The organism is Pseudoduganella violacea (assembly GCF_014191875.1).
Lineage (GTDB): Bacteria > Pseudomonadota > Gammaproteobacteria > Burkholderiales > Burkholderiaceae_D > Rugamonas > Rugamonas violacea_A.
In genome coordinates, this window is sequence record NZ_JACHXD010000023.1 from 49991 (window position 1) to 71015 (window position 21025).

At 64.2% G+C, this 21025-nt stretch carries 18 protein-coding genes; 14 read left to right on the forward strand and 4 right to left on the reverse strand.

What is annotated here, in order from left to right:
• Positions 1-11: 11 nt before the first annotated feature.
• On the reverse strand, positions 12-995 hold the full coding sequence (locus FHS03_RS25555) for an alpha/beta fold hydrolase (RefSeq protein ID WP_183443722.1): 984 nt from the start codon (positions 993-995) through the stop codon (positions 12-14).
• Between the two features lie 107 nt (positions 996-1102).
• Positions 1103-2149: a serine/threonine protein kinase gene (locus FHS03_RS25560; RefSeq protein WP_229426439.1), complete on the reverse strand. Its 1047-nt coding sequence runs from the start codon at positions 2147-2149 to the stop codon at positions 1103-1105.
• Positions 2150-2226: 77 nt separating this feature from the next.
• On the opposite strand from FHS03_RS25560, the gene FHS03_RS25565 reads away from it, so the two are divergent.
• On the forward strand, positions 2227-2916 hold the full coding sequence (locus tag FHS03_RS25565) for a UPF0149 family protein (protein ID WP_183443723.1): 690 nt from the start codon (positions 2227-2229) through the stop codon (positions 2914-2916).
• A 154-nt stretch (positions 2917-3070) separates the two neighbouring features.
• Here FHS03_RS25565 and orn read toward each other — a convergent pair whose 3' ends face one another.
• Entirely contained in the window at positions 3071-3655 is a 585-nt protein-coding gene (gene orn, locus FHS03_RS25570) for an oligoribonuclease (protein ID WP_176349336.1), read from the reverse strand.
• A gap of 52 nt (positions 3656-3707) precedes the next feature.
• On the opposite strand from orn, the gene FHS03_RS25575 reads away from it, so the two are divergent.
• The 13 genes from FHS03_RS25575 (at position 3708) to FHS03_RS25635 (ending at position 20379) form a co-directional block, all read left to right on the forward strand.
• Positions 3708-4979 carry a M48 family metallopeptidase gene (locus FHS03_RS25575; RefSeq protein WP_183443724.1) on the forward strand — a complete coding sequence of 424 codons (1272 nt, stop codon included), beginning with the start codon at positions 3708-3710 and terminating at the stop codon, positions 4977-4979.
• Positions 4976-5329, forward strand: a complete 354-nt coding sequence (locus FHS03_RS25580; protein ID WP_183443725.1) for a 4a-hydroxytetrahydrobiopterin dehydratase — start codon at positions 4976-4978, stop codon at positions 5327-5329. The genes FHS03_RS25575 and FHS03_RS25580 overlap by 4 nt, the downstream gene beginning before the upstream one ends.
• A complete protein-coding gene (rsgA, locus tag FHS03_RS25585) occupies positions 5326-6222 on the forward strand; it encodes a ribosome small subunit-dependent GTPase A (RefSeq protein ID WP_183443726.1) in 897 nt (298 codons plus the stop codon). The genes FHS03_RS25580 and rsgA overlap by 4 nt, the downstream gene beginning before the upstream one ends.
• 82 nt (positions 6223-6304) lie before the next feature.
• On the forward strand, positions 6305-9145 hold the full coding sequence (locus FHS03_RS25590; RefSeq protein ID WP_183443727.1) for a sensor histidine kinase: 2841 nt from the start codon (positions 6305-6307) through the stop codon (positions 9143-9145).
• Between the two features lie 135 nt (positions 9146-9280).
• Positions 9281-10207: an ornithine carbamoyltransferase gene (gene argF, locus FHS03_RS25595; protein ID WP_183443728.1), complete on the forward strand. Its 927-nt coding sequence runs from the start codon at positions 9281-9283 to the stop codon at positions 10205-10207.
• Positions 10208-10245: 38 nt separating this feature from the next.
• Positions 10246-11478: an argininosuccinate synthase gene (locus FHS03_RS25600; protein WP_183443729.1), complete on the forward strand. Its 1233-nt coding sequence runs from the start codon at positions 10246-10248 to the stop codon at positions 11476-11478.
• A 129-nt stretch (positions 11479-11607) separates the two neighbouring features.
• The gene (locus tag FHS03_RS25605; RefSeq protein ID WP_183443730.1) at positions 11608-13425 is read left to right on the forward strand and encodes a methyl-accepting chemotaxis protein; all 1818 of its coding nucleotides are present in this window, start codon (positions 11608-11610) and stop codon (positions 13423-13425) included.
• Between the two features lie 12 nt (positions 13426-13437).
• Positions 13438-13896: a chemotaxis protein CheW gene (locus FHS03_RS25610; RefSeq protein ID WP_183443731.1), complete on the forward strand. Its 459-nt coding sequence runs from the start codon at positions 13438-13440 to the stop codon at positions 13894-13896.
• Positions 13893-15257 (forward strand): CheR family methyltransferase, encoded by a 1365-nt coding sequence (locus FHS03_RS25615; RefSeq protein WP_183443732.1) that lies wholly within the window; start codon positions 13893-13895, stop codon positions 15255-15257. The genes FHS03_RS25610 and FHS03_RS25615 overlap by 4 nt, the downstream gene beginning before the upstream one ends.
• 9 nt (positions 15258-15266) lie before the next feature.
• Positions 15267-15941, forward strand: coding sequence for a chemotaxis protein CheW (locus FHS03_RS25620; RefSeq protein WP_183443733.1), 675 nt, complete (start codon positions 15267-15269; stop codon positions 15939-15941).
• Complete coding sequence (locus tag FHS03_RS25625; RefSeq protein ID WP_183443734.1) at positions 15938-18265, forward strand: hybrid sensor histidine kinase/response regulator; 2328 nt, start codon at positions 15938-15940, stop codon at positions 18263-18265. Before FHS03_RS25620 ends, FHS03_RS25625 begins: the two co-directional genes overlap by 4 nt.
• The gene (gene cheB / locus FHS03_RS25630; RefSeq protein ID WP_183443735.1) at positions 18262-19296 is read left to right on the forward strand and encodes a chemotaxis-specific protein-glutamate methyltransferase CheB; all 1035 of its coding nucleotides are present in this window, start codon (positions 18262-18264) and stop codon (positions 19294-19296) included. Before FHS03_RS25625 ends, cheB begins: the two co-directional genes overlap by 4 nt.
• Before the next feature lie 45 nt (positions 19297-19341).
• A complete protein-coding gene (locus tag FHS03_RS25635; protein ID WP_183443736.1) occupies positions 19342-20379 on the forward strand; it encodes a diguanylate cyclase in 1038 nt (345 codons plus the stop codon).
• On the opposite strand, the gene FHS03_RS25640 is transcribed toward FHS03_RS25635, so the two are convergent.
• Positions 20366-20935, reverse strand: coding sequence for a DUF998 domain-containing protein (locus FHS03_RS25640; RefSeq protein ID WP_183443737.1), 570 nt, complete (start codon positions 20933-20935; stop codon positions 20366-20368). The two genes, FHS03_RS25635 and FHS03_RS25640, sit on opposite strands and share 14 nt — an antisense overlap.
• Positions 20936-21025 lie beyond the last annotated feature (90 nt).

A 21025-nucleotide genomic window follows, 5' to 3' on the forward strand; every position in this document is an offset into this window, starting at 1 on the left:
GCCTTAATGCCTTAATTCACAGCCGTATTGCTATCCAATATCTGGACTATTGTATTTTGAAATTTTTCCGGTTCATCATGGTGGATCTGATGCCCGGAACTGCCAAACAAGAACAAATCCTTCTTGGGCGCCTTCAATTTCGTGAAATATTCTTTCGTGATGTCGGTGGATGTTTGAATGTCGTTTTTGCCAACAAAGAAATAGATAGGACAGTCCACCGTCTTCAACGTCCTTGGCAAATCGATGTTCATCACTTCATTCCATACCGGCGACCAGGTCTTGGACCAGCGCAGAAAACCATTCCGGAAATCGTCGCTCGTCACGGATTTCTTCCCGTCTTTATAGAAAAGCCATTTTCTTAGATAGAACAGATCCTCATCGGTTTTAAAGGGAATGTTCACGCTAGCCAATTCCTTGCGGGCAAGCGGATTTTCCTGGAAATGGGCTTTCAAAATCCCAAGCAATTCCTTTTCGCTCGCCAATTGGCTGACCACGGGATTTGACGCGAAATAGGCATGCAGCAATTCCGGACGGTTTCTAACAACGTGGAAACCCAGGACATTCCCCCACGAGCTTCCCAACAGGTAAATTTTCTTTTGATTGAGTCGTTTTATCAGGAACTCGATGACCTGAACCGTATCGCCTTCCATCTGTTCAACCGAGGGCTGGGTTGGCGACGGATTCAACTTCAACGTTTTCCCGGCATCCCGCTGATCCCACTGCACAATCGTGAATTTATCTTTCAGGATAGTCGTAAAAGCATCCGCCCCGCCCATCATGGAACTTCCCGGACCGCCAGACAGGAACAGCAGCACCGGCTTGCGCGCATCGTTGGTTTTGATTTGCACGAATTGCTTGATTCCGCCAATTTCGGGCGTCAGCAGCTCATCAATTTCAGTTGCGACCGCTTCCGGCTTCTTTGCATTTTCCGCAGCAGATCCAAACACTGGAATCAAGATGGAAAACAGGGCTACGAAGATGTATTTTTTTATCATAGATTTATCGTGATAGACATTCAGATCAGAACCGCGCCTTCCAACTAGCGCCCAGAATCACTCTTACTCAGATACAAAATACGCACTTTGCCATCGCCAGACTACATTCAGGACCACGCCGGACGAAGCGGCGACTCCTGCATTTTGGCGGTTTGCTCCCGGAGCTCAAGAATGCGGTCTTGCCAGTATCGCACAGTACCAAACCAAGGAAATGCGACGGGAAATGCGGGGTCCTGCCAACGACGCGCAATCCAGGCGCTGTAGTGAAGCAAACGCAGGGTGCGCAATGCTTCGATCAAATACAGTTCCCGGTCATCGAATTCGCGAAACGTCTCATAGCCACGCAGGATGGCCGCGAGCTGCTTGCGCGCATCGGCCTCGTCGCCCGACAACAGCATCCACAGATCCTGTATGGCCGGACCCGAGCGGCTATCGTCAAAGTCGACAAAATGGGGGCCGTCATCGGTCCACAAAACGTTCCCGGCATGGCAGTCGCCATGAAGCCGCAGCAATTGCACATCGCCGGCGCGTTGATACGCCTCAGCGGCGGCGTCCAGCGCCTGGTCCGCAACGCTGATCCAGGCGGTGCGCAATTCTTCCGGCAGCCAATTGCCATCCACAAGGAATTGGCGCGACTCGAAACCGAAACTCCGAATATCGAGAGCGGGGCGCGCCTGGTAGACGCCGCTCGCGCCTACGGCGTGAATGCGTCCGAGGAAACGCCCCATCCACTCAAGCGTGCCTTCCCGATCCAACTCCGGCGCCCTGCCACCACGTTTCATGAAGACGGCAAACCGGTGTCCTTCAAAATGGTGCAAGGTGCGGTCATTGAAGCACAAAGGCGGCACAACCGGGATCTCGTCCCCGGCCAAATCAAGAGAAAACAGGTGTTCTTCCAGGATGGCGGCATCGCTCCAGCGCCCGGGCCGATAAAACTTGACCACGTATTGCTTGCCGTCCTCGCTCCAGACCTGATACACGCGGTTTTCGAAGCTGTTCAATTGATGGAGGCGGCCATCGCAAGCGATCCCCAGGCTTTCTATCGCGCTGAACAGGCATTCAGGGGTCAGGTCGGCATAAGGCGTTTCGATATTTACTTGCTTGATATCCACAGAAGGGCCGCTTGAGAGGTGGGAGGCAGGGGAATTCATCATGCCGCCATTGTAAAGGTGGGAAAGGGGGCGGCGACAGCGTATACTAGCGCCTTCCATCAAAATACTGAGCAAAAACCATGCAACTCGACCAGCCCCTGAGCGAAAAAGAATTCGACGAACTCGACCAGTTCCTGCTGAGCGACCGCAGCCCGGAAGACTCCATGACCATGGACCATCTGCACGGCTACCTGACGGCCATCGCCATCGGCCCGGAAACCATCATGCCGGCCGAATGGCTGCCGCGCGTGTGGGGCGAAGACGGCCAGCAAGCGCCTAAATTCAAGAACGGCAAGGAAGAAGAGCGCATCGTCAACCTGATCATGCGCTTCATGAACGAAGTGCTGGTCACGTTCGAAGTCGCGCCGAAAGAATTCGAACCGCTGTTCGTCGAGCACGAGCACGAAGGCCAGACCCTGATCGACGCCGAAGCCTGGTGCTGGGGCTTCTGGGAAGGCATGGAGTTGCGTTCCGGCTCCTGGGACGAGATCTGGGACTCCGACATCGCCGATCTGATGCAGCCGATCTACCTGCTGGGCGCCGACGAAATCAAGGAAGAAGAACTGCCGCTGGTCGAAGATCCGCACAAGGCCCACAAACTGGCCCTGGATCTGGAAGCCAATCTGCCCACCATCCACAAATTCTGGGTACCGCGCCGCAAGGCTGGCGTGAGCACCGTCAAGCGCGAAGACCCTAAAGTCGGCCGCAACGACGACTGCCCTTGCGGCAGCGGCAAAAAATACAAGAAGTGCCACGGCGCCGAAGCCTGACCCCGCCACCCCTTTGATCTAGCACAAAAAATGTCCACCCTGGTGTCAGGCACCAGAGGTGGACATTCTTTGATCTAAATCAGTAAATGTCCTACCTTGGTGCCTGACACCAGGGTGGACATTTTTTGATTTGGCGCAAACGCGCTGGGGAGTTTTACAGCTTGATGAAGTGCTCGCGGTAGTGCTTGAGCTCTTCGATGGATTCGAGGATGTCGGCCAGCGCGGTGTGCTTTTGCGCTTTTTTGAAGCTGGAGACGACTTCGGGCTTCCAGCGGCGGCCCAGCTCTTTGAGCGTGGAGACGTCGACGTTGCGATAGTGGAAGAAGGCTTCGAGCTTGGGCATGTAGCGCACCATGAAGCGGCGGTCCTGGCCGATGGTGTTGCCGCACATCGGCGATTTACCCTGCGGTACCCATTGCTTCATGAAGGCGATGAACTCGGCTTCGGCCTGGGCTTCGCTGATGGTGGAGGCTTTGACGCGGTCGATCAGGCCGGAGCGGCCGTGCGTGCCCTTGTTCCAGGAATCCATGGCGTCCAGCGTGGCGTCGGACTGGTGGATCGCCAGGACCGGGCCTTCGGCCAGCACGTTCAGGTGCATGTCGGTGACAACCATTGCCACTTCGATAATGCGATCGGTGTCCGGCTCCAGGCCGGTCATCTCCATATCGACCCAGACCAGGTTCATTTCATTTGGACGGGGCGCGGCGGCGGTTGCGGTGACTTGGTTCTCTTGTGACATAATTCTCTCTCGGCATGGCCTAAACAATCCGCCATTTTCTCACAGGCATAGAATGTATTCACACGCGTTTTCGATTTTGTTTGTTTCCTTCCTGGCGCTGACCTTGCTGGTGCGCTTCTGGCTCGCCTCGCGCCATATCCGCCATGTACTGTCGCACCGCGCCGCCGTGCCGGCCGAATTCGCGGAAAAAATCCCGCTCGCGGCGCACCAGAAAGCGGCCGATTACACGGTGGCCAAGACCAAGTTCGGCATGCTGACCATGCTGGTGAATACCGCCATCCTGATCGGCTTTACGCTGCTGGGCGGCCTGCAGTGGCTGTCGGTCGAGGTGTATAAACTGAGCGGCGGCGGCATGGGCTACCAGCTCGGCCTGATCGTCGCCTTCGCCTTGCTCTCCGGCCTGTTGGAACTGCCTTTCGACTACTACCGCCAGTTCAATCTGGAACAGGATTTCGGCTTCAACAAGATGAGCAAAGCCCTCTTCCTCAAGGATCTGCTGACCAATACCGTGGTCGGCGCGGCGATCGGCCTGCCGCTGGTGTGGGTGGTGCTGACGCTGATGGAGAAAAGCGGCGAATTGTGGTGGCTGTATGCCTGGTTCGTGTGGAGCGGCTTCCAGCTCCTGATGATGGTGCTGTTCCCGACCGTGATCGCGCCCCTGTTCAATAAATTCACGCCGCTGGCCGACGAATCGCTGAAGTCGCGCATCGAAGGCTTGATGCAGCGCGTGGGCTTCGCCTCCAAAGGCTTGTTCGTGATGGACGGTTCCAAGCGCAGCGCCCACGGCAACGCTTACTTCTCCGGCTTCGGCGCCAATAAGCGCATCGTCTTCTTCGACACCCTGCTCTCGCGCCTGGCGCCGCAGGAGATCGAGGCGGTGCTGGCCCATGAGCTGGGCCACTTCAAGCTGAAACACATCATCAAGCGCATCGCCATGATGTTCGCCGTGTCGCTGGCCTTCCTGGCCCTGCTCGGCTTCCTGAAAAACCAGGTATGGTTCTTCACCGGCCTGGGTGTGGCGCCGCTGATCGTGCCGGGCCAGAGCAATGACGGCATGGCCCTGATCCTGTTCATGCTGACCCTGCCCGTGTTCACCTTCCTGTTCGGTCCTTTGACTTCGCTCAGCTCGCGCAAGCATGAATTCGAGGCCGACGCCTTCGCCGCCCATCACACCGATGCGCGCGATCTGGTGTCGGCCCTGGTCAAGATGTATGAGGACAATGCCTCGACCCTGACCCCGGACCCGCTGCACTCGGCCTTCTACGATTCGCATCCGCCAGCCAGCGTGCGCATTCGCCAACTGAACCTGGCGGTGGCGCCATGAGCGCGGCCATCCTCGACGCGGGCGCGCTGCGCGCCCTGGACTGCGCCCACGCCACGCAAGCCCTGGCCTCGCCCGAAGCGGCGCGCCTGGCGGCCTTGCTGGACGGCTGGAACATCGAACAGGGCAAGCTCGCCAAGACCTTCGACTTCGCCAACTATTACGAAACCATGGCTTTTGCGAACGCGCTGGCCTTCATCGCCCACGGCCAGGACCACCATCCCGAGCTGACGGTCGGCTACAAGAGCTGCGCCGTGCGCTATGACACGCATTCGGTGGGCGGCCTCTCGCTCAACGATTTCATTTGCGCCGCCCGCGTCGACGCCCTGCTGCACAAGGCGGTGCAGGCATGAGCAAGACGATTCGCCTCGGCACCATCATCGCCGCCCACGGCCGCCACTATCTGGCCGAGTCGGAGGGCGCGCGCCTGCAATGCGTCACGCGCGGCAAGAAGACCAATGTGGCGGTGGGCGACAGCGTGCGCCTGACCCTGACCTCGCCCAACCAGGCGGTGATCGATGCCATCGAAGAGCGCAAGACCCTGCTCTACCGCTCGGACCAGTACAAGTCCAAACTGCTGGCGGCGAACTTGACGCAACTGTTCATCGTGGTCGCCACCGAGCCGAGTTTTTCCGACGATCTGGTGTCGCGCTCCCTGGTGGCGGCCGAAGCGGCCGGCATCACCGCGCACCTGATCCTGAACAAGACCGACGTCACCGAGTCGCTGCCGCGCGCGCGCGAACGGCTGCAGGTGTACACGGCCATGGGCTATCCGCTGCACGAGGTGTCGGCGCGCGCCGAGCCGGAAGCCACGGTGGCCAAGCTGGCGCCGCTGCTGGCCGGCCAGTCCTCCATCCTGATCGGCCAGTCCGGCATGGGCAAGTCTTCGCTGATTAATCTATTGGTGCCGGACGCCGATATCGCCACGCGCGAAATCAGCGAGGCGCTCGACACCGGCAAGCACACCACCACCTTCACCCGCCTGTACCACCTGGCCGATGGCGGCTGCGTGATCGACTCGCCCGGCTTCCAGGAATTCGGCCTGTACCACCTGAGCGAAGGCATGCTGGAACGGGCGTTCCGCGACTTCGTGCCCCACCTCGGACATTGCAAGTTCTACAACTGCCGCCACCTGAGCGAACCGCAATGCAGCGTGCTGGCCGCCGTCGAAGAAGGCAAAATCGCGCGCATGCGCCATACCTTGTACGGCCAGCTGCTACACGAATCCGCACAAACGCTTTATTGATGTCATTCCCCCGCACAGCCGCTGCCTACTGCCTTACAATGCTTTGCATTGGCTTGCAAAGCCGGCACTAACGGGAATGACGATGGAGATGTTTGCTGTCGATGACGATGTGGCGCAATGGGAGCTGGCCCTCTTGCCCTTGCGCGGCGTCGCCCGTCTGCCGGTGCTGCTGCCGCTGGCCTGGCATCTGCGACAGCGCGACAGCGCGCGCGCCGAATCCTTCGCCGCCGAAGCCCTGGCCCTGCTGCCGCAAACCCGTCTCGATGCCGATGCCTGTAGCTTGATCAGCGCCCGCCTGCACCTGGTGCAGGGCGAGGCACGCTGGCTGCAAGGCCGCTTGGACGAAGCCGCCACGCTGGCGGCCCAGGCGCTGGCGGCGGCGCAAGCCCTCGACGATCCTGCCGGCCGCGGCGATGCCCATTGGCTGCAAGCCTGGATTGCCGTCGACCGCGGCGAGCACCGGCGCTGTGACGAGGAATTGGCGCTGTGCGCGGAAGTCGCGCGCGGCGCCGGCGACCAGGAAAGGCTGGCCGTGGCCGAAGGCGCCAGCGCGCGCTGGGCCGTGCTGCACGATCCGCGCGCCGCGGCGGCGCGCTGGGGCGTCCACTTCGCGCGCAAGACCGAGCGCCTGTCGCTGGCCGCCGCCACCTGGATCAGCGACTATATGGGCCTGAGCGCCAGCCAGGCCAATGATTTCGGCGCCGCCGCCAGCCACTACATCCACTGCTACGAATCGGCGCTGGAAACCGGCCAGCTGCGCGCCGCCATCATCGCCGCCACCAATATCGGCGAAGACTTCTGCATCCTCAACGACCACCACTCGGCGCTGGAATGGATGCAGTGCGCGCTCGACCTGGCGCGCCCCACCGGCTGGCCGCGCAGCATCGGCGCCTGCCTGATGCACACGGCCGACACCATGCGCCGCCTGGGCCGCATGGACGCCGCCGACGAGCTGCTGCGCGAGGCGCTGGTGATCCTGGCCCCGGTGTCCGGCGCGCGCAGCTATGCCATCGCCTTGCAGTACCTGGGCGACCTCTCGCTCGACCGCAGCCAGCACTCCTCGGCGCTGGACGCCTTCCTGCGCCTGCAGGGCCGGGCCGAAGCGCTGAACCAGCCCGACTTCCTCAGCGTGGCGCGGCGCGGCCAGGCGCACGCCCTGTCCTGCCTGGGCCGCGCCCAGGAAGCGCTGGAGACGGCGTTGGACGCGGTGCACCTGGCGGCCGACAAAGGCAATGCCCACCACCACATCGCCGCGCTGCGCGTACTGGCGCTGATCCACAGCCAGCATGCGCTGCCGCCGCCGCAAGGCATGACGGCGCTCAATCCGCCGCTGCACTATCTGCACCAGGCCTTGCACGTGGCCGCCACGGTGGACGGCTATATCGTGCCGGGCGACCTGTACGAAGCCCTGGCCCACGAATACGCGCGCGCCGCCCATTACGAGCAGGCTTACGAGATGGCGCTGGCCGCCAGCGCCGCGCGCGAGCGCACCCACAGCCAGGAAGCCACCAACCGCGCCATCGCCATGCAGGTGCACCACCAGACCGAGCACGCGCGCGCCGAGGGCCACCACCACCGCGAGCTGGCCGCCTCCGAGGCGCGCCGCGCCGAAGTGCTGCAGCAGACCAGCGCCACGCTGGAGCGCCTGTCGGCCATCGGCCAGGAAGTGACCACCCACCTGGACGCGGGCGCCGTGTTCCGCGTGCTGAACCGCCATGTGCACGCCCTGCTCGCGGCCAATACCTTCGTCATCTATCTGTGCGATCCGGACGGCGCGCGCCTGAGCCGCGCCTTCGGCGTGGAGGATGGCCTGCCCCTGCCCGAGAACTCGCTGCCGCTCGACCATCCGACCGCCTATTCGGTGCGCTGCCTGCTGGAGCGGCGCGAAATCTACCTGGAGAACACGGCCCACCTGCAGCATCCGGTGGCGGCCGTCACGCCCGGCACGCAAGTCAGCGTCAGCGCCCTGTTCGTGCCGCTGCTGGCGGGCGAACGCGTGCTCGGCGTGATGACGGTGCAGGCCATGCACGCCAACGCCTACGGCGAGCGCGAACGGCTGATCTTCCGCACCCTGTGCGCCTATGGCGCCATCGCGCTGGACAACGCCCACGCCTACCGCCAGTTGAAGGATGCGCAAAGCCAGCTGGTGTCGCAGGAAAAGCTGGCGGCCCTGGGTTCCCTGATGGCGGGCGTGGCGCACGAGCTGAATACGCCGATCGGCAACAGCCTGCTGATCGCCAGCACCCTGGAGCACAAGACGGCCGACCTGGAAGTGGCGCTGAACGGCCCCGGCCTGCGCCGCTCCGAGCTGGCAGCCTATATCGCCGACGCGCGCAAGGCGTCCGAGCTGGTGATGCGCGGCCTGCACAGCGCGGCCGATCTGGTGAACAGCTTCAAGCAGGTGGCGGTGGACCGCACCACCGAGCAGCGCCGCCACTTCAACCTGCACCAGGTCACGCATGAAATCGTGGCGACCATGATGAACCGCATCCGCGCCTCCAACCACAGCATCGCCTTCGAGGTGCCGCAGCTGCTGGCGCTGGACAGCTATCCCGGCCCCTTCGGCCAGGTCATCACCAACTTGATCAACAACGCCCTGCTGCACGCCTTCGAGGGCCGCGAGAACGGCCGCATGCGCCTGGAAGCGAGCACGCCGGTGGAGGGGCGGGTGCAGATCTGCTTCAGCGACGACGGCGACGGCATCGCGCCCGAACACCTGGGCCGCATTTTCGATCCCTTCTTCACCACCAAGCTCGGTCAGGGCGGCAGCGGCCTGGGACTGTCGATCAGCTATAACATCGTCAGCTCGCTGCTGGGCGGGCAGATCTCGGTAAACAGCAGCAGCGCCGGCACCATCTTCACGCTGGACCTGCCGCTGACGGCGCCCGAGCACGACCCGGAGCGCGCGGCGTCCATCTACTGATCCAGCAATTCTCACACCCGCCATATTATCCACGCCGCGTCTGGCCGTGCGCCAAAGAAAACCCGTATAATGATTTTTTCAAGGCTGGCCGGACGGCGCCCTGCGGTCCTCGGCCACGCATCAAAAATTGCCACCATGTCTACGAAAAAACCGATCAAACACTACCTCCAGTTTTCCGATTTCACGTTGGAAGAATATGAATACGTGATCGAGCGCGCCCATGTGATCAAGCGTAAGTTCAAGAACTACGAGATCTACCACCCGCTGATCGACCGTACCCTGGTGATGGTGTTTGAAAAGAATTCGACCCGTACCCGCCTGTCCTTCGAGGCCGGCATGCACCAGTTGGGCGGCGCCGCCATCTACCTGAACACGCGCGACAGCCAGCTCGGTCGCGGCGAACCGGTGGAAGACGCCGGCCAGGTGATGTCCCGCATGTGCGACATCATCATGGTGCGCACCTTCGGCCAGGAGATCATCGAGCGTTTCGCCGCCAATTCGCGCGTGCCGGTGATCAATGGCCTGACCAACGAGCACCACCCCTGCCAGGTGTTCGCCGACATCTTCACCTACTACGAGCACCGCGGCCCGATCACGGGCAAGACCGTGGCCTGGGTGGGCGACGCCAATAATATGCTGTACTCCTGGCTGCAGGCGGCCGAAGTGTTCGGCTTCCACCTGAACGTGTCGACGCCAAAAGGCTACGATATGGACCTGTCGCAGGTGCGGACCAAGCGCTACACCTTCTTCGACAATCCTTCCGACGCCTGCGCCGGCGCTCACCTGGTCAACACCGACGTCTGGACCAGCATGGGTTACGAGGCCGAAAACGCGGCCCGCCTGAAAGCCTTCGACGGCTTCATGGTCGATGCGGCCAAGATGCAGCGCGCCGCGCCCGACGCCCTGTTCATGCACTGCCTGCCCGCCCACCGCGGCGAGGAAGTGGCGGCCGAAGTGATCGACGGCCCGCAATCGGTGGTGTGGGACGAGGCGGAAAACCGCCTGCACATCCAGAAGGCGCTGATCGAGTACCTGCTGCTGGGCCGCATCGCTAATCAGTAAGCGCACTCCCCTATACCCAACCTGAAACGAGAACGAGCATGAGCGACATTAAAAAAGTAGTCCTCGCCTATTCCGGCGGCCTGGACACCTCCGTTATCCTGAAATGGCTGCAGGATAACTACCAATGTGAAATCGTTACCTTCACGGCCGACCTGGGCCAGGGCGAAGAACTGGAACCGGCGCGCGCCAAGGCGCTGAAGTTCGGCATCAAGCCTGAGAACATCTTCATCGACGACGTGCGCGAAGAGTTCGTGCGCGACTTCGTCTTCCCCATGTTCCGCGCCAATACCGTGTACGAAGGCGAATACCTGCTGGGCACCTCGATCGCCCGTCCGCTGATCGCCAAGCGCCTGATTGAGATCGCCAACGCCACCGGCGCCGACGCCATCTCGCACGGCGCCACCGGCAAGGGCAACGACCAGGTGCGTTTCGAACTGGGCGCCTACGCACTGAAGCCGGGCGTGAAAGTGATCGCGCCATGGCGCGAGTGGGATCTGCTGTCGCGCGAAAAGCTGCTGAAGTACGCGGAAGACGCCGGCATCGCCATCGACATGAAACACAAGAACGGCGGCGCGCCGTACTCGATGGACGCCAACCTGCTGCATATCTCGTTTGAAGGCCGCCACCTGGAAAACCCGAGCGCGGAAGCCGAGGAATCGATGTGGCGCTGGACCGTGAGCCCGGAGGCGGCGCCCGACCAGGCCGAGTACCTCGATATCGAATACGAACAAGGCGATATCGTCGCCCTGAACGGCAAGCGCATGAGCGCCGCCGAAGTACTGACGGAATTGAACCGCCTGGGCGGCAAGCACGGCATCGGCCGTCTGGACCTGGTGGAAAACCGCTACGTCGGCATGAAGTCGCGCGGCTGCTATGAAACGCCGGGCGGCACTATCATGCTGAAAGCGCACCGCGCCATCGAATCGATCACCCTGGACCGCGAAGTGGCCCACCTGAAGGATGACCTGATGCCGCGCTACGCTTCGCTGATTTACAACGGCTACTGGTGGGCGCCGGAACGCGTCGCGCTGCAAACCCTGATCGACCACACGCAGCAGACCGTGAACGGCTGGGTGCGCGTCAAGCTGTACAAGGGCAATGTGATCGTCGTCTCGCGCGATTCGAAAACCGACTCGCTGTTCGACCAGACCATCGCCACCTTCGACGAGGACGGCGGCGCCTACAACCAGGCCGACGCCGGTGGCTTCATCAAGCTGAACGCGCTGCGCATGCGCATCGCCGCCAACGCGCGCCAGAAGCGCGGCCAGTAAGCAGGTCAGCGCTCCACGCCAAGCCGCCTACGGGCGGCTTTTTTGCGTCCGTCATACGCACCGCTCGCGCTGCCAGCTTCAAAATGGTACATTTCCAGCCATATGCCCGGTCCCCGCCCAGGAGAAAAAATGATTAAAAATCTGAGCATCAAGCACAAACTCTATTTCGGCTTCGGCACCATTCTCGCGGTCCTGATCATCCTGCTGCTGCTGGCCTACAACCGCTTCCAGAGCCTGGCCGAGGCAAATAACTGGGACAAGCACACGATGGAAGTGCTGCATGATATCGACACCGTCAACAACGCCATCCTGAGCATCCAGGTCGAGGTGCGCGGTTATCTCTTGACCGGCAACGAAGCCGCGCTGAGCGGCGGCGACAAGGACAAGATCGCCGAAATGAAGCGCGATCTGCGCCAATTGGTCAAGCTCACCGCCGACAATCATGAACAGAACGAGCGCTTCAAGAAGGCCGAAGCCGTGCTCACCACCTGGGCCGACACCCTGATGCGCGCCCAGATCGACAAACGCCGCTCGCTCGGCAACACCGCCGGCGCCGCCGACCAGATGGGCCAATCCAGGGAATTGCGCGACGCCGCCAACGCGGTGCTGGAGGGGCGCCGCCTGCTCGACGAAGCGGCGGCCGAGGAAGACCGCCTGCTGGCTCAGCGCACCCAGGTCAGCCAGCGCCAGCAGGAAAACATGCTGATGGTGCTGACCGTCGGCGGCGCCGTCTGCGTCACGCTGTCGCTGCTGGTGGTGATCCTGCTGTCCAAGGCTATCCTGGCGCCGCTGGCGAATCTGACCTGGGCCGTGGGTCGCATTACGGCCGGCGACCAGAACGCGCGCGCCACCGTCAACACCGGCGATGAACTGGGCCAGGTGGGGAATGCCTTCAACCAGATGGCGCAATTCATCCAGACCAGCCAGGAAAAGGAAAGAGCCGCAACCGACCTGCTCAAGTCCAAGGTCGATACCCTGCTGGTGGCCATCAACAAGGCGGCCGTCGGCGACCTGACCGGCAATGTCGCCATCGGCGGCGAAGACGCTATCGGCCAGTTGGGCGGCGGCATGGGCCGCATGTTCGATAATCTGCGCCTGCTGATCAATAATGTGCAGAAGGCCGGCATCCAGGTCACCACCTCGGCCACCGAGATCGCCGCCTCGGCCAAGGAGCAGGAAGCGATGGGCGTGGAGCAGGCCCAGACCAGCGTGGAGATCCTGGCCACCACCAAGGAAATTTCCAGCAACACCAGCCAGCTGCTGAAGACCATGGAAGACGCCACCGCCGTCGCCGACTACACCACCAGCGCCACCGCCGAAGCGCAGGGCAATCTGCGCCGCATGGACCAGACCATGCACACCATGGTGGCGGCCACCGACTCGATCAACGCCAAGCTGGCCGCCCTGTCGGAAAAGGCCAGCAATATCAACAGCGTGCTGACCACCATCACGAAAGTGGCCGACCAGACCAATATCCTCTCGCTGAATGCCGCCATCGAAGCGGAAAAGGCGGGCGAGGCGGGCCGCGGCTTCTCGGTGGTGGCCACCGAAATCCGCCGCCTGGCCGACCAGACCTCGGTTTCCACCTGGGATATCGAACAGATGCTCAAGGAGATGCAGTCGGCCGTTTCGGCCAGCGTGATGGGGATGGACAAATTCTCCGAAGAGATCCGCCGCAGCGTGGGCGAGGTGCGCCAGGTGGTCGAACAACTGTCCGGCGTGATGGACCAGGTGCAGAAACTGGCGCCGCAATTCGACGCCGTCCTGCAAGGCATGCAGTCGCAGGCCGTGGGGGCGCAGCAGATCACCGAAACCATGATGCAGCTGAACGACGCCACCCAGCAGACGGTGGAATCGCTGAAGTCCACCAGCGAAGCGGTACACCAGTTGCAGTACGCCGCTACCGACCTGCAAGCCAGCGTCACCACTTTCGCCACCGCCGGCTGAGCGGAACCGCCGATGAAAGTGCTGGTCTTCCATATCGGCGCCGACCGCTACGGTCTACCGCTGGCGCTCGTGCGGCGCGTGCTGCCGCTGATGGAATTGAAGGCGCTGCCGCTGGCGCCGGACGCCGTGGCCGGCCTGATGAACCTGCACGGCGCCAGCGTGCCCGTGATCGACCTGTGCCGCATCAGCGGCGGCGCGCCGGCGGCGCAGCAGGTCGACACCCGCATCCTGCTGGTCGATTACCACACGCCGGAAGGCGCGCTGCATGCGCTGGGCCTGCTGGCCGAGAAAGTGCAAGGCGTGCAGGAAGTGGATACGGCGGCGCTCAATCCCAGCGGCGTGGCGGCCGCGCCCTTTCTCGGCGCGGTGGCCGGCGACGCGGCCGGCATCGTACAACTGGTGCGGCTGGAGGAGCTGCTGCCGCCCTCCTTGCGCGCGCTGCTGTTCCGGCCCGAGGACCAGCCATCATGAAAGCCACCGAGCTGCTGCGCCAGGCCACCGGCATGAATCTGTCGCGCGCCGTGGTGGACGAGGCGGTGCAGCAGCGCATGGCGCTGACCGGCTGCCGCGACCGCAAAGCCTATCTGCGCGATATCGCGCCGGAAGAGCTGACGGCGCTGGTGGAGCTGGTGGTGGTGCCGGAGTCCTGGCTGTTCCGCGATCCGCAAGCCTTTGTCGCGGCGGTCCAGCATGTGCAGCTGCGCGCCGCCGATAGCGCGCGCATGGGCCGGCCGGTGCGCATCCTGTCCCTGCCCTGCGCCGGCGGCGAAGAACCGTATTCGATGGCGATGGCGCTGGCCGACGCCAAGCTGGCACCGTCGGCCTACAGCATCGACGCCTGCGACCTGAGTCCGGCCTGCATCGCGCGCGCCCAGCGCGGCGTGTATGGCCGCAACGCCTTCCGCAACAGCGACCTGTCCTTCCGCGAGCGCTATTTCACGCCGCTCGGCGGCGAGCGTTACCAGATCAAGGCGGAGATCCAGCACCAGGTGCGCTTCCGCCAGGCCAATCTGCTGACGCTCGACGCCACGCGCTGGCAGGGCTGCTATGACGTGATCTTTTGCCGTAATCTGCTGATCTATTTCGACAAGCCCACGACGCGCGCGGCGATTGGGCGCATCGCCACCATGCTGGCCGACAATGGCATCCTGCTGTCCGGCTATGCCGAGCTGCCCAACTTCGTGCACAACGGCTTCACGCCGCTGCCGCACCGCCAAGCCTTCGCCCTGCGCAAGGATGACAGCAGCCCGGCCGCCGCCGGCGGCAAGCCGGCCTGGTTCCCGGAGCGGCGCCAGGCGCCGCCCTGCGACGGCGCCGCCATCCCGGCGCGCGGCACGCCCACACGCCGCAGCTCGGACGTGGCGCGCCTGATGCGGCAAAGCCTGGCGCCCGTCGCGCCCTTGCCCGCCGCGCCAGCCTTGCGACCGCCTGCGCCGATGCCGCGCGCCACGCGCGCGCAGCCGGTGGCGGCGGCGACCGCAGTGGCGACCGCGGCGCCACCACCCACGCCGGCCGCCGCCGACGCGCTGGCCGAGGCGCGCCGCCTGGCCGACCAGGGCCGCGTCGACGACGCCGCCGCCGCGTGCCGCCGCTGGCTCGAGTACGCGCCCGATTCGGCCGAAGCCTATTTCATCCTTGGGCTGTTGAGCGAGATCGGCCGGCAGCCGGAACAGGCCGAGGCGCTGCTGAAACGCTGCCTCTATCTGCAGCCCGACCATTACGAAGCCTTGTGCCATCTGGCCCTATTGACCGAACAAGGTGGCGACCCCAGCGCCGCCGCCACGCTGAAGGCGCGCGCGGCGCGCGTCTACCAGCGCCAGCTGCCCCGATAAGAGAAGAGCATGACAACTGCGCAAGCCCAAGAGCTGGACGATTGCTGGAACCGCATAGGCGTGGCGGGCGACCATAGCTGCGCCCGGTTGCAGCAGGCCATCCACTGCCGCAACTGCCCGGTGTATGCCGGCGCGGCCCAGCATAATCTGCAGCGTCCACTGCCGCCGGACTACCGGCGCGAATGGGCCGAATACTTCCGCCGGCCGGCGCAGGAGGGCATGCGCCATGACGCCTCCTGCGTGGTCTTCCGCATCGGCGTCGAGTGGCTGTCCCTGCCCACGCCGCTGTTCCTCCAGGTGGCGCCGCAGGCCCAGCCGCACCGCCTGCCGCACCGCGCGGCGCATGGCCTGGCGGGCATCGTCAATGTCGGCGGCAAGCTCTATCCCTGCGTCTCGCTGGCGGCCCTGATGGGCATCGACGAGCGCGATACCCTGGAACGCAGCGGCCACCATATCTTCCCGCGCCTGCTGCTGGTACGCATGGAGAACGAAACCTATGCCCTGCCCGTGGCCGAGCTGCACGGCATCGAACGCTATCGCAGCGAAGACATGCTGGCGCCGGCTGCCACCATCAACAAGGGCTTGACGCGCTATCTGGCGGGCGTGCTGCCGCTGCGCGAGATGCAGATCGGCTGTCTGGACGCCGGCCTGCTGGCCCACCAGCTTGCGAGAACCCTGCGATGAGCCAGCCGGAAGACCTCAGCCAGTTCTCCATGCAGGATCTGTTCCGCATGGAGGCGCAAAGCCAGACCCAGATCCTGACTGACGGCCTGCTGGCGCTGGAGCGCCGCCCGGCCGATGCCGGCGCGCTGGAAGCGATGATGCGCGCCGCCCATTCGATCAAGGGCGCGGCCGCCATCGTCGGGCTGGATATGGTGGTGCAGCTGGCGCACGGCATGGAAGACGCCTTCGTCGCCGCTCAGCATGGCAAGCTGCAGCTCACGCCGAACCGCGTCGACGTGCTGCTGGCCGGCGTCGATCTGATTCTGCAATGCTCGCAGCTCGACGGCGAAGGCGTGCCGGCCTGGCTGGCCGCCAACGGCGCCCAGCTGGACCAGACCCAGACCCGCATCCGCGGCATCGCCTTCCTGCCCGAGCCGGTACGCCCAGCCCCCGCACCGGCGCCAGCGCCCGTGCCAGTACCGACGCCGGCGCCGGTCAGCGCAGCGCCGCCCGCCGCAACGCCAAGCGCGCAAGCGCCGGTGGCGGCCCCCAGCGGCGACGGCGACAGCGACAACCCGGCCCCGGCACCAGGCGCGCCGCCGCGCCAATTGGCGCCGCTGAAGACGGCGCAGAACTACGACCGCCTGCTGTCGCTGGCCAGCGAGTCGCGCATCGGCGCCCACCAGATGCACCCCTTCATTCAGAATATGCAGCGCTTCAAGCGCCACCAGGCCAGCCTGTTCGGCGCGCTCGATGCGCTGCATGACGCCATCGCCCAGGGCGAGGATGCCTCGCTCAAGGAAAAATCCGTGCTGGCCCAGCAGCGCAGCCAGCCGCTGCGCCAATTCATGCTCGAGCATATCGCCGAGATCGAAGCCTACGAGCGCCGCCTGCTGGCCACCTCGAAGAATATGGTGGACGAGGTGCTGATGCTGCGCATGCGCCCCTTCCGCGACGGCGTGCAGCACTTCCCGCGCATGGTGCGCGACCTGGCGCGCAATCTGGGCAAGGATGTGCGGCTCGACATCCGTGGCGAAGACACCCTGGTCGACCGCGACATCCTGGCGCATATGGAAAGCCCGCTCAACCACATGCTGCGCAACGCCGTCGACCACGGCATGGAAACGCCCGAGCAGCGCAGCGCCGCCGGCAAGCCCGCCGTCGGCAGCGTGGTGCTGGAAGCGCGCCACCGCGCCGGCATGCTGAACATTGAAATCAGCGACGATGGGCGTGGCGTCGATGTCGAGAAAATCCGCCGCACCGTCATCCAGCGCAAGATGGCGCCGGAGCAGATGGCGCAGGCCATGTCGGCGGCCGAGCTGATGGAATTTCTCTTCCTGCCCGCCTTCAGCCTGAAGGAAAGCACCACCGAGATTTCCGGCCGCGGCGTCGGCCTGGACATCGTGCACGACACCATCCGCCAGCAAAACGGCACGGTGAAAATCGAGTCCGAACCGGGCAAGGGTTTCCGCACCTCGATCACGCTGCCGCTGACCCAGTCCATGGTGCGCGCCCTGGTGGTGGAGATCGCAGGCGAGGCCTACGCCATCCCCATCGTCAAGGTCGAGCGCGTGCTGCGCGTGCCGCAGAACGCCATCCATGTGCTGGAGAACAAGCAGTTCTTCGAGCACGAGGGCGAGCATCTGGGCCTGGTGCCGGCGGCCCAGGTGCTGGAACTGGGCGAGCATAACGACGCCCAGGCCGAGCTGCCGGTGGTGGTGATCGGCAACGGTGCGCGCCGCTACGCCCTGGTGATGGATACTATCCGCGGCGAACAAAGCTTGGCGGTGCAAAGCCTGGAAGCGGTGTTCGGCAAGATGCGCGACATCTACGCCGCCGCCCTGCTCGACAACGGCGAACCGGTGCTGATCCTGGACGTGGCCGACCTGCTGGTGTCCATCGACAAGCTGCTGCATGAAGGCGCGCTGCACCAGATGCTGCGCGGCAGCCAGGGCGCGCGCCGCAAGCTCAAGCGCGTGCTGGTGGTGGACGATTCGCTCACCGTGCGCGAGATGGAGCGCAAGCTGCTGCTGGGCCGCGGCTACCAGGTGGACGTCGCCATCGACGGCATCGACGGCTGGAATATGGTGCGCAGCGGTGAATACGATCTGGTGGTGACCGACATCGATATGCCGCGCATGGATGGCATCGAACTGGTGGCCCTGATCAAGCGCGACCTGCACCTGCACAAGCTGCCGGTGATGGTTGTATCCTACAAGGACAGGCCGGAAGACCGGGCGCGCGGCCTGGCCGCCGGTGCCGACTATTATCTGACCAAGGGCAGTTTCCACGACGAGACCCTGCTCGATGCCGTTGCCGACCTGATCGGAGAAGCCAGTTCATGAAAATCGCCATCGCCAACGATGTGCCCATGGCCGCCGAAGCGCTGCGGCGCGTGATCGCCGCCACCGCCGAGCACCAGGTGCTGTGGATCGCGCGCACCGGCGGCGAAGCGCTGCGCATGTGCCACGACAAGCGCCCCGACCTGATCCTGATGGACCTGAATATGCCCGAGCTGGACGGGGTGGAGGCGACGCGCCGCATCATGGACGAATGCCCCTGCGCCATCCTGATCGTCACCGGCCGGCCGCAGGACAATGTGAACCAGGTCTTCCGCGCGCTCGGCGCCGGCGCGCTCGACGTCACCGCCACCCCCATGCTGCAGGGCCAGCAGGATGGCGCGGCCGCCCTGCTGGCCAAGATCCACACCATCGAAAAGCTGGTGCGCCACAGCGGCGGCAGCCAGGCCATGCAGCCGCGCGGCGCCACGGCGCCGGCCGAGCGCCCCGAGGAAGCCATCCACACCTTGGTGGCGATCGGCGCCTCCACCGGCGGCCCGGCGGCCATCGCGCAAATCCTGGCCGGTTGGCGCGCGCCGCGCGGCTGCGCCGTCGTGGTGGTGCAGCACATCGACGAGAACTTCGCCGACAATTTTTCCAAGTGGCTGGGCGAGCAGCTGGCGATGCCGGTGCGCTCCATCGAACAGCGCGACGAATTACTCTCCGGCACGGTTCTTATCGCAAAAAGCAACGACCACTTACTACTGGATGAAAAGCTACGATTGGTTTACGATGCTAATCCAAAGGACTACGCTTACCGCCCCTCGGTCGACGTGTTTTTCCAGTGCATCGCCCGCCACTGGCGCGGCACCGCCTTCGGAGTATTGCTCACAGGCATGGGGCGCGATGGCGCCGAAGGCTTGCTGGCTATGCGCCGGGCCGGCATGCACACGGTTGCCCAGGACCAGGCCAGCAGCGCCGTGTACGGCATGCCGCGCGCGGCGGCCGAACTGGGCGCGGCCCAGTTGATTTTGCCTCTAGGAAAGATCGGCCCTTTCCTGCGCAGCACAGTCGGCAATGGCAACCATGGAGCGTAAAACAAGCCGGCGCGGCAACATCCACGTTGAATCGAAGAGAATACGATGTCCGATGTTTTCACCGCCGCGGCGGAGCAAGAGCAAGAGCCGGCAGTCACCGCCTTCAAGGTCCGCGTCCTGCTGGTGGACGACCAGCTCATCATCGTTGAAGCCGTGCGCCGCATGCTCAGCGACCACCCCGATATCGAGTTCCACCATGTGACCGATCCGCAGCAAGCCTTCGACACGGCGCTGCTGCTGCAGCCGACCGTCATCCTGCAGGATCTGGTGCTGCCCGAGGTCGACGGCTTCGACCTGATCCGCCGCTACCGCGCCCACGACATCCTGCGCCACATCCCCGTCATCGTGCTGTCCTCGCATGAAGACCCCAAGCTCAAGGCGCACAGCTTCGCCATGGGCGCCAATGACTATATGGTCAAGCTGCCCGACCGCCTGGAAGTGCTGGCGCGCGTGCGCTACCACTCGGCGGCCCACATCAACCGCCTGCAGCGCGACGAAGCCTTCCGCTTCCTGCGCGAAAGCCAGCAGCGCCTGGCCGACGCCAATATCGCGCTGCAAAAGCTGGCCGCCCTCGATTCCCTGACCGGCATCGCCAACCGGCGCCGCTTCGACGAAGTGCTGCAAATAGAGTGGCAGCGCGCCCAGCGTGAGCGCCAGCCGCTGGCGCTGCTGCTGTGCGATGTGGATTTTTTCAAATGCTATAACGACAGCTTCGGCCACCCGGCCGGCGACCTGTGCCTGAAGAAGACGGCGGCCGTGTTGACCGCCCACCTGAAACGCGCGGCCGATCTGGCGGCGCGCTATGGCGGCGAAGAATTCGCCATCATCCTGCCCGATACCGACGCCGCCGGCGCGCTGACCGTGGCGCAAGCCTGCATCGCCCACCTGCAAGGCCTGGGCATGGCCAATCCGGGCGCCCAGCCGCTGGGCGTGGTCACCATGTCGGTCGGCGTTGCCACCATGGTGCCGACGCCCGAACACGGCCCGGCCGAGCTGATCGCCCAGGCCGACCGCGCCCTGTACGCCGCCAAACGCAGCGGCCGCAACTGCGCGCTCGACGCCGCCAGCCTTACGCCAGCTTAAAGCGCTGGCGCCACAGCAGGATGGCGGTCACGGCAAACCACAGGAAGTAGCCGGCAAAGCCGATGCGCTGGCCCCAGCCGGGCAGCAGATCGGCGCCGGCGCGGAAGGCCGCTTGCCAGCCGATATTCAGCAGCACAAAAGCAAGGAAACAGGGCGTGAGCCGGCCCCAGAACGTCCAGCCCAGCTGGCGCGAGAACAGCGGTCCCAGCCAGCATAAGGCCAGCGCCCACAGCAGGCCAGAGCCCATGGCGCCGACGGCATGGGCGATGGTCAGGGCCGAAGCATAATCCTCCGGGTCGAGCGGAAAGATGCCGGCGGCCGCCAGCATCAAGCCCGATCCCATCAACAGCATGGGGCCGGTGCGCCGGCGCGCCAGGCGCATCAAGGCCAAGGCAAACCAGGTCAGCAGCAGCCCGGGCACGATAAAGCCCAGCAGATTAAAGGCCCAGGCGGACGGCGCGCCCAGCGCCCCCAGCTCGCTGACCGCCTTGCGACCATGGGCATAGCCATCGGTCCGCAGCGCCGCAAAGCCGATCAGGCTGGTGAAGAAAAACAAGCCAGCCAGAACACCTGCCAACCATACAAGCGCACCTTGCCGGACGCTCGGAGGTGCCATCGTCTTTTTCATCGCCCATCCTTATTTTTT